The organism is Verminephrobacter aporrectodeae subsp. tuberculatae At4, assembly GCF_000193225.1.
Classification (GTDB): Bacteria; Pseudomonadota; Gammaproteobacteria; order Burkholderiales; family Burkholderiaceae_C; genus Acidovorax; species Acidovorax aporrectodeae.
On record NZ_AFAL01000431.1, the window covers coordinates 1 to 9,586 of the forward strand.

The 9,586-nt window shown below is 68.1% G+C and carries 7 protein-coding genes, 1 tRNA gene and 2 pseudogenes; 1 reads left to right on the forward strand and 9 read right to left on the reverse strand.

The genetic code is table 11. The features are described 5' to 3' along the window. The 9 genes and pseudogenes from VTU_RS27250 to VTU_RS0113685 all read right to left on the reverse strand — a co-directional run. A pseudogene (locus tag VTU_RS27250) lies at positions 1-264 on the reverse strand (formate dehydrogenase); the annotation flags it as partial. Further along, positions 261-794 (reverse strand): formate dehydrogenase subunit gamma, encoded by a 534-nt coding sequence (locus tag VTU_RS0113650; RefSeq protein ID WP_040892827.1) that lies wholly within the window; start codon positions 792-794, stop codon positions 261-263. The pseudogene VTU_RS27250 and the gene VTU_RS0113650, both read right to left, overlap by 4 nt. A 60-nt stretch (positions 795-854) precedes the next feature. Beyond that, positions 855-2,557 (reverse strand): annotated as a pseudogene (locus VTU_RS27255) (OFA family MFS transporter). A gap of 329 nt (positions 2,558-2,886) precedes the next feature. Then, positions 2,887-3,813 carry a LysR family transcriptional regulator gene (locus VTU_RS0113660; RefSeq protein WP_010105054.1) on the reverse strand — a complete coding sequence of 309 codons (927 nt, stop codon included), beginning with the start codon at positions 3,811-3,813 and terminating at the stop codon, positions 2,887-2,889. Between the two features lie 120 nt (positions 3,814-3,933). Then, positions 3,934-4,010, reverse strand: a tRNA-Met gene (locus tag VTU_RS0113665). A gap of 24 nt (positions 4,011-4,034) precedes the next feature. Further along, positions 4,035-4,814 carry an enoyl-CoA hydratase gene (locus tag VTU_RS0113670; protein WP_010105057.1) on the reverse strand — a complete coding sequence of 260 codons (780 nt, stop codon included), beginning with the start codon at positions 4,812-4,814 and terminating at the stop codon, positions 4,035-4,037. A gap of 63 nt (positions 4,815-4,877) precedes the next feature. Next, a complete protein-coding gene (locus tag VTU_RS0113675; protein WP_010105058.1) occupies positions 4,878-6,695 on the reverse strand; it encodes a M61 family metallopeptidase in 1,818 nt (605 codons plus the stop codon). Between the two features lie 32 nt (positions 6,696-6,727). Beyond that, positions 6,728-7,459, reverse strand: a complete 732-nt coding sequence (locus tag VTU_RS0113680; protein ID WP_010105059.1) for a DsbC family protein — start codon at positions 7,457-7,459, stop codon at positions 6,728-6,730. A gap of 54 nt (positions 7,460-7,513) precedes the next feature. Then, positions 7,514-8,647, reverse strand: coding sequence for an FAD-dependent monooxygenase (locus tag VTU_RS0113685; RefSeq protein ID WP_010105060.1), 1,134 nt, complete (start codon positions 8,645-8,647; stop codon positions 7,514-7,516). Positions 8,648-8,740: 93 nt separating this feature from the next. Between VTU_RS0113685 and VTU_RS0113690 the strand changes: the two genes are divergently transcribed. Further along, a partial coding sequence (locus VTU_RS0113690) for an MOSC domain-containing protein (protein ID WP_010105061.1) occupies positions 8,741-9,586 on the forward strand: 846 nt, incomplete at its 3' end.

Genomic DNA, 9,586 nt, shown 5'->3' on the forward strand with positions numbered 1-9,586 from the left:
CGCGTGCGCGCCGCCCTGGAGCAGGCCGGAATCGAGCAGGCCCTCGACGTCCTGCGGCGCGACCGGGCCGTAGGCCACGCGCCCCTGCGGCGTCTCCACTTCGACCAGCGGCTCCAGCCACATCATGGCGCGCGAGCCATTGCGCACCAGCTGCACGTCGAGCGCGCGCCGCGCGGCGCCGGCCAACAGACACGCTGCGACGGCGTCGGCGCCGACGGCCAGCGCCGCGCTGTCGGCCGGAACGAAGACACGCACGCTGCTCATGCCGCAGCCTCCGACGCGGCGAGCAGTGCGTCGAGCCGCGCCGGCGTCAGGCGTGCGTGCACGTGCTCGTCGAGCCGCAGCGCCGGGGACGTGGCGCACAGCCCCAGGCAGTACACCGGCTCGAGGGTGAACGCCCCGTCGCGCGCCGTGCCGCCCGCGTCGGGCAGGCCCAGGCGTGCGCAGGCCTGCGCCCACAGCGGCTCCGCGCCCATGGCCTGGCAGGCCTCGGCGCGGCAGATTTGCAGCACACGGCGGCCCGCAGGCGCGCTGCGAAAGTGCGGGTAGTAGGTGATGACGCCGTGCACCTCGGCGCGCGACAGGTCCAGGCCCTGCGCGATGTCCGCGACCGCATCCGCGGGGACATGGCCCAGCGCGTCCTGCACGGCGTGCAGGATGGGCAGCAGCGCGCCAGGCACGTCCTTCAGGCGCTCGACGATGTCGCGCACCGTTTGCCGGTGCGGATCGGCCGGGTGTGCTGGATGTGCCGTGTGTGTGCCGCGCGGTCGGCGCAGCTGCTCGCGCAACGCCATGGTGATTTCCGGGGAGGCGTCAGCGCCATGGTGCTCGGGCTTCATCGCTGGGGAACCCCGTCACTGAAAGAACGTGGCCGCAGAGACCAAGGTCTTGTAGAGGCCCCAGGCCAAGGGAATGCCCACCGCGAGCCAGGCCAGCCAGACCTGGGCCGCCGGCGTGGCATCGCCGCGTGCGTTCGCGCGCCCCATTCCCGCCTCGGCGGCAACGGCCTTCTCGTGCGCCAGCCGCTTTTCCTCGGCGAGCTCCGCGTCGCTCATGAACCACGTGTCGGCCAGGGGACGAACCATCAGGTTGCACAGGAGGCCGACGGCCAGCATGCCGACCAGGATGTACATCGTCTGGTTGTAGACCTGCTCGCGCGGGATGCCCTGGCCCAATTGGTACTCGCGCATATAGCCCACGACCACGGGACCCAGAATTCCCGCAGTCGCCCAGGCCGTGAGCAGGCGGCCATGGATGGCGCCGACCATCTGGGTTCCGAACAGGTCCGCGAGGTACGCCGGGACCGTGGCAAAGCCCCCGCCGTACATCGAGAGGATGATGCAAAAGGCGCCGACGAAGAGCAGCTTGCTGCCGGCCGCCGCGCTTTCCGGGATGCTGAAGTAGAGCAGGCCACCGAGGACGAAGAACACCACGTAGGTCAGCTTGCGGCCGAGTTTGTCCGACAGGCTGGCCCAGAAGAATCGGCCCCCGATGTTGAACAAGGACAGCAGGGCCGCAAAACCGCCGGCCACCGCAGCAATGGCTGCGAGCTCCGTTTTGTCCAACGCGGCAAATTTCTTCGGCACGCCCGCCAGCGTGCCGCCAAAGACTTCCTGCAGCATGGGCGAGGCCATGCCGAGCACGCCGATGCCGGCGCTCACGTTCATGCACAGCACCATCCAGATCAACCAGAACTGGGGAATTCCCCAAACCCTTTTCACATGCACGTGGCGCTGCGTGATCATGGCGTTGCCCGCTTGTGCCGCGGGCGGCGTCCAGCCTGCCGGCGTCCAGCCCGTGGGCGGCACGCGGTACCCGAAGGCGCCGCCGAGCATGAAGACGAAGTAGACGAGACCCATGACGACGAAGGTCTGCATCACGCCCACGCTGGTCGGGGTGGCCCAGTATTTCATCAGCTCCACCGCGAACGGCGAGCCGATCATGGCGCCGCCGCCAAAGCCCATGATGGCCATTCCGGTGGCCATTCCGCGCCGGTCCGGGAACCACTTGATCAGGGTCGATACCGGCGAGATGTAGCCCAGTCCCAGGCCGATGCCGCCGATCACGCCCGAGCCAAGAATCATCAGCCAGAACTGATGGACGTGGATGCCCAGTGCCGAGATCAACATGCCTGCACACCAGCAGACGGCCGACACCACACCCGCCTTGCGCGGGCCCGCGCGCTCCAGCCAGCCGCCCCAGATGGCAGCGAGCAGCCGAGAAAAACGAAGAACAGCGTGTACATCCAGCCGAGCGTGGCGATGCGCCAATCGCAGTCGCGCGCAAAGAGTTCTGCGAAGAAGCCGATCTCTTTGGCGCAGGTCGTGGCCCCTGTTCCGGCGGTCGATAGCGCCTTGGACAGCGGCAGCCAGAACACGGAAAAGCCATACGCCATGCCAATGCACAGGTGGATGGCCAGCGCCGCTGGCGGCACCAGCCACCGATTGAATCCCGGGCCGGCAATGATGCGTTCCTTGTCCAGCAATCCCGCAGCAAAGGGGGAGGGGTCCCTGGGTGCGAGGATGGGAACAGCGTCCTGGTCGAGTAGCGATGACATCAGCGTGGGCTCCGTTGTATTGCGCTGGCAGAACGCGCAGAACGCACGGTCTTTTTGCTGGCGTCGGAGTGTCGGCGGGACGTTGACTGGCGGTCAAATCATTTCGTTACATGGAGCCATTTATATCCGTGATCTATGCAGGCAGCTTCATACGTCGATCTCGGCGCTGTGCGCTGCGGCGTGCTCTAGTGTTCTGCCTTGCGAATAGCGGCACAAAATGAAACTGATGCATTTCGCGTCATGGCAAGGCGCAAACCGCAGCGATACCCGTAGGTATCGCGAGGATTTGCAACGCCGCCATGGCGCGAAAGGCGCAGTTTCATGTGCCGCTATTCGCAGGGCAGGACACTTAGCCATTCGGGGTCGCGCGCCAGATCGACTGCGGCCCTGAGGGTGCGCGACGGCCGGTCCGTTGCCACCATCATGAAGCCGACCGGTGTGCGCACGTCCGGGCTCGTGAGCGGCCGCGCTTGCAATTCCGCGTAGGTGCGCACGGCATCGACCAGCGCCCCGGGCAGGATGCTGCACACATTGCCCGCGACGACGCTGAGCGCCAGCGTGAGGACGGAGTTGGTTTCGATTTCCGGCTTGACCTCCACACCGGCCATGGCCAGGGCGCTGCCCACGATCGTCCGGTTGTGCATCTCGGGTGTGAGCAGGCACAGCGGAAGTTCCCCGGCCTCGCGCCAGGAGACAGGCTTGCCGATGTGCAAGCCCTTGGCGTTCGGCTCGTCGGTGCGCTGCACCAGAAAGTAGTGCTCGGTGTACTGCGCAATCGTCGCGAGGTGGGTGTTCTGCCGCTTGATGCGGTCCGTATACCCCAGGCCCAGATCCAGGGACAGGCTCTCCAGGCCGGCTTCGATCTCCGGCGAACTCATGGAACGTACGATGGGCGAAATCCCGGGGCAGCGGGCCTTCAGCTTGGCGGCAAAGCGCGCGACGATCGGCACGGCCGTGGGCACCGCGCCCAGAGTCAATCGACCCTGGGGTCTTGCGGCCGCGCTGTCGAGTTCCTGTTGCAACAGATCGCGCTCACGCAGCATGCGCTGCGCTGTGGAGAGCACCCTTTCCCCCTCCGGCGTGAGCCCCGCATAGTTGCGCCCGCGCTTGACGATGGCGGTGCCGAACTCCTCCTCCAGCGATCGAAGGGCATTCGACAGCGCAGGCTGCGTGACGTTGCAGGCCTGCGCGGCGCGGCCGAAATGCTGGTGCGTGTTCAGGGCAACCAGGTAGCGGAGGGTCGCGAGGAGATTCATCGATCATCCCTTGGGGGAGAGGCGTTTCTTGGGGGGGCTGCTCCTGCGGCAAAGTGCCAGCACGCAAGCAGCGGGCAGAAAAAAGCCCAACGGCGAATGGTTGGGCTGGTGGACGCGGTGTGGTGGTGGTAGGTGGACTTGAACCACCGACATCAGCATTATGAATGCTGCGCTCTAACCAACTGAGCTATACCACCGTGGGGGCGGATTGTAGGACAAATTCACTGGTGGGTGAAGTGGGCCGCGCGCTTGTTCACGAAGGCGTCCATGCCTTCCTTTTGGTCCCGGGTGGCGAACAGCGCGTGGAACAGGCGGCGCTCGTACATCAGGCCATCGGAGAGCGTGCCCTCGAAGGCCCGGTTCACGGATTCCTTGGCCGCCATCACCGCGATCCGGGAGAAGCCGGCGATGGCGATGGCGGCGCCCAGCGCCTCGTGCATGAGCTGACTGTCAGGCACCACGCGGCTGACCAGGCCGGCGCGCTCGGCTTCTGCGGCGTCCATCATGCGGCCCGTCAACACCATGTCCATGGTCTTTGACTTGCCCACGGCGCGCGGCAGGCGCTGCGTTCCGCCGGAACCCGGGATCACGCCGAGCTTGATTTCGGGCTGGCCGAATCGGGCGTTGTCCGCGGCGATGATGAAGTCGCACATCATCGCCAGCTCGCAGCCGCCGCCCAGCGCAAAACCGCTGACTGCGGCGATCACGGGTTTGCGGATGGAGCGGATCGTCTCCCAGTTGCGCGTGATGTAGTCGCCCTTGTAGGCATCGACAAAGCTGTATTGCGCCATGGCACCGATGTCGGCGCCGGCGGCAAACGCTATTTCACTGCCCGTGATGATGATGCAGCCGATTTTTTCTTCGGCGTCAAAGGCCTTCAGCGCCGCGCCCAGTTCGTCCATCAGCTGGTCGCTGAGGGCATTGAGCTGCTTGGGCCGGTTGAGCGTGATGACGCCGACCTTGTCCGCCTCGACGTGGACTTTGATGGTTTCGCAGGACATGGAATCTCCCGGGTTGATGGCTTGTCATGGGGGGAACGAATGCACCGAAGGGCAGGGCGCTGCTCAGTCCAGCCAGCGCCTCAGGGCGTTTCTGTCGGAGGGGGTCAGGCTGATCGTGTCGGGCTGTGCCGGCGTGGCCGTCCCGTGGCGCGCCTTCTTGCGCGCGCTGCCGGCCTGGCCGCGCGCCGGCAATTCGAGCGCCAGCCGCAGCAGGCGCCCGTCGCGTGCGACCCAGGCCGTGAGCGCGGTCTCGGTGCCCGCGTAGAACGCCACGTCGTCGAGCTTGCGCACGCGCCAGCCCTGTCCCCGCGCTTCCACCCCCAGCCATTCGTCGCCCGCGGCCATGCCGGACTTCTCTGCGGCGCCGCCGCGCAGCACGGTCTGGATCCGCAGGCCGTGGTCCTGCGCCACGCGCAGGCCCAGGCGCTGCGCGAGTTGGGGCGTTTCTGCTTTCAGGTCCACGCCGTGGGCGGCCAGAAGATCGGCCAATGGCAGTTCCGCCGTGCCATGCACCCATTGCTGCAATTCGGCGTCAAACGGGCGGCCTGCGCACGCGTGCAGCGCCGCGTGCAGGTCGGCCTCGGTCATGGGCCCCTGCTGGCAGCGCGTCCACAGCGCACGCATCACGTCGTCGAGCGTCGCGTGGCCTTCGCGGCGCAGCGTGAGATCCAGGCACAGGGCCACCAGCGCGCCCTTGGTGTAGTAGCTGATCGTGGCGTTGGCGGTGTTTGCGTCCGGCCGGTAGTACTTCACCCAGGCGTCGAAGCTCGCCTGGGCCACGCTCTGCACCGCCCGGCCCGGCGTTTGCAGCACCTGGTTGATGGTCTTGGCGAGGCATTTCAGGTAGGCCGCGTCGTCGATCAGTCCGGCCCGGCGCAGCAGCAGATCGTCGTAGTAGCTGGTGAAGCCTTCAAAGAACCACAGCAGGTCGGTGTAGTTCTCGCGGCTGTAGTCGTAGGGGGAGAATTCCGCCGGGCGCAGGCGCTTCACGTTCCAGGTGTGAAAGTACTCGTGGCTGATCAGCCCCAGCAGCGTGGTGTAGCTCTCGCCCGCTTTGGCTTCCTGCTGCTGCCGCGGCAGGTTGCGTCTGCCGCACACCAGCGCCGTGGAGTTGCGGTGCTCGAGCCCCCCGCAGCCATCGTCCACGGCATGGAGCAGGAACAGAAAGCTTGCATGCGGGGCCTTGCTCGCAGCGCCATGCCAGAAGCGGATGGCGGCCTCGCAGATCTTGCGGGTGTCGTCCAGCAGGCGTTGGCCGTCGAAGGACGGCGTGGCGCCGGCGACCACAAGGCGGTGGGGGATGGCGCAGGCGTCGAAGTGCCCGACCCAGAACGTCCCCAGTTCCACGGGGCAGTCCACCAGTTCGTCGTAGTCGGCGGCGCCGTACAGGCCAAAGCCTCTCTCGTCCGTGGCCAGGGCGGCAAGCCCCGTGGCCACCGACCAGTGCGCGGTGGCGTCCGTGCTGGCGATCTCCAGCGTGTGGCGCTGCGCTTCCTGGCCGTGCACGCGCAGGCAGAGGCTGGTGCCGTTGAAAAAGCCGCGCGCCGCGTCGAGCCACGCGCTGCGCACCGAGGGGTCGCAGGCGCATACGGCGTAGCGCAGCTCCAGCGGCCGGCCGGGTCGGCAGTCCACCCGCCAGCGGTGCTTGTCCAGCTGTGTCAGGGGGACGGCGCGCCGGCCTTGCCGGGCCTTCAATTGCTGCAGGTTTTTTGCGAACTCGCGGATCAGGTAGCTGCCCGGTATCCATGCCGGCAACGACACTTCCTGCCCGGCCGCAGGGTGGGCCAGCGTCAGCACGACGTGGAACAGATGGGCGTGCAGGTCCGATGGCTCGACGCGGTAGTGCAGGTCCGCGGGCTCGGCAGGGCGGGCGGTTGGCATGGGCGCTCGCAGGGTGGTGGGACAGGACGGCCTCAGTTGGCGGCCGTTGCGGACTTGCTGCCGGCCTCCGCCAGGCGCTTTTCCACTTCCTGCGTGCCGATGGCGTGCGACACGCGGGTGCCGTTGGCGAAGATCAGGGTGGGGGTGCCCATGATCTTGTACTTCTTGCCGAAAGCCAGGTTGCGCTGCAGCGCGCTGGTGTCGCAGTTGGCTGCGGCGGCGGGCTTGTCGCGCAGCATCTGGTCCATCCAGGCGCCGGCCTGGTCCTTGGCGCACCAGATGTTGCGCGACTTCTCGGCCGAATCGGGGCTCAGGATGGGGTAGAGGAACAGGTGCACGGTGACGTTGTCCACGCGCTGCATGTCGCGCTCGAACACCTTGCAGTAACCGCAGTTGGGGTCTTCAAAGACCGCGACCCGGCGCTTGCCGTCGCCGCGCACGATGGTCAGGGCGTCTTTCAGGGGCAGCTCGGAGAAGTCCACCGCAGTCAGCTGGCTGATGCGGTCTTCGGTGAGGTTGCGGCGCGCCTTGGAGTCGAACAGCTCACCCTGGATCACATAGTTGCCCCGGGCGTCGGTGTAGAACAGGTCGGTGCCGATGCGCACCTCGTACAGCCCCGCCATGGGCGTGCGCCGCACCTCGTCGATCTTGCTCATCTGGGGAATGCGCGCGGCAAGCCTCTTGCGGATCCGCGCCTCTTGCGCGTCGGCGCCCAGGCTCAGGGTGGCCAGGGCGGCGGCCAGCAGGGTAATGGTCAGTTTCATCGGGAAGGCTTTCGTTTTCTTCAGGGGATGCGCTCGGGTGACGGGGTGGCGCCCTCAGTGCCATGCCATGGCCTGGCGGGCGACGAATTTCTTCAGCGGGCCGCTGCGCTCGAAGCCCGCCATGGCCCCGTTGCGCACGGCCTGCCAGAGGCCTTGCGGGCGCGAGAAGAGCTGTTGCAGACCGTCGCTTGCCAGAGCGACGGCGAAAAGGGCGGCCTTGCGCTCGCGCTCGTAGCGCCGCAGCAGGCGCGGGTCGGCCACGCTGCGCCAGCCATCGCGCTGGCGCAGGGCATGCGCCAACGCGCGTGCGTCCCCGAGCCCCAGGTTCAGCCCCTGCCCCGTGAGCGGGTGCACCGTGTGCGCGGCGTCGCCCGCGAGCACCCAGCCGCGCGGATTCCTCGCCTGCGCCGGCCCGGCCCCGCACCAGCGGTGCGCACGCGCGAGTTGCAGCGGCCAGGCCGCGCGCGGCGCGCACAGCGTCAGCGCACCGAGGGCGCTGCGGCTGGCGCTCTGCAGTTCCTGCGCGAATGCTTCGGGCGCGAGCGCCAGCAGCGGCGCGACCAGCTCCTGCGCGACGGACCACACCACGGCGACGGAGTGGCCCAGGGGGCCGTCCAAGGGGAGAAAAGCCAGGATGCCATGCGGCAAGAACCACTGGCGCGCCACCTGCCCGTGGGGGTGAGTGCAGTGCAGCCGGGTGGCGATCGCATGCTGGGCGTAGGGGGTCCGCTCGAAATCCACGCCAAACTCGGCCCGGGTGCTGCTGGAGCGGCCCTCGCAGACCACCGTCAGCGCGGCCGACACCGGCGTTGCGACGACTTCCACCTGCGGCTGGAAACGCAGGGCCTCGGCCAGGCGCGCTTGCAGCGCGGGCACATCGACGATCCATGCCAGGGCGTCCACGGCCTGCGTGGCCGCGTCGAAATGCACGCCGCCGCCCTGGTCCCCCAGAACCTGCATGCGCCGCACGGCGGTGGCTTGCCCGGCGTCGGGCCAGCAGCGCAGGGATTGGAGCAACTCGGCAGACGCCCTGTTCAGCGCGTAGGCGCGGACGTCAGCGCCCGCCGCATCTTGGGGGTCGGGGCCCGGGACCAGGGCCACTCTCAGCTGTTCGCGCGCGAGCAGCAGGGCCAGGGTGCTGCCCACGATGCCGGCGCCGCGAATGCACAGATCAAAGGCTTGGACCATGGGGCATTGTAGGAGCGCGGCATGGTCCTCAGATCGGGCCAGGGCACAATGGCGTCTCCAATCCACCACCCCCGTTTCCCAGGAGCCCCCGGCGTGAGTTGCACCCCCGATGGCCGTCTGTCCGGCCGCATTGCGCGTCTGTTCGTCTACCCGATCAAATCCTGCGCCGGCGTCGAAGTGCAGCAGTCCTTGCTGACGGACACCGGGCTGGACCTGGACCGCGCCTGGATGGTGGTTGGTGCCGACGGCGGGTTTCTGACCCAGCGCACCCTGCCCCGCATGGCGCTGATCCGGCCGCAGCTCGGAAGCGATGACATGGTGCTGCGCGCACCCGGCATGCTGGCCCTGCACGTGGCGCAGGGCGCCGTCGAAGCCGAGGCCCCCGCGACCGTGACCGTATGGCAGGACCGGGTGCCGGCATGGGACATGGGGGCGGTCGCGGCCCAGTGGTTCAGCGATTTTCTGGGGCAGCCCTGCAGGCTCGTGCGCTTTGACCCGGATCACCGGCGTTTGTCGGACATGGACTGGACCGGGGGCGTCCAGGCGCCGAACCAGTTTGCCGACGCCTTTCCCCTTCTGGTGGCCAGCGAAGCGTCCCTGGATGAACTCAACGCGCGCCTTCAGGCGGCCGGCCACAGGGCGGTGGGGATCGAGCGTTTCCGACCGAACGTGGTGCTCGCGGGCCTCGCGGCGCACGACGAGGACCGGGTGGATTGGCTGCGCATCGACGCTGCGGACGGCGCCATTGCGTTGCAGCCCGTCAAGCCCTGCGCGCGCTGCCCGATTCCCGACATCGACCCCATGACCGCAGAAAGCACCCCGGCGGTGGGGGACACGCTGCGCGGCTACCGGCAGGACCCGCGGCTGGGCGGCGCGATCAGCTTCGGCATGAACGCCATCGTGCGCGAGGGCGCGGGCCGGACGCTGCGCGTGGGGCAG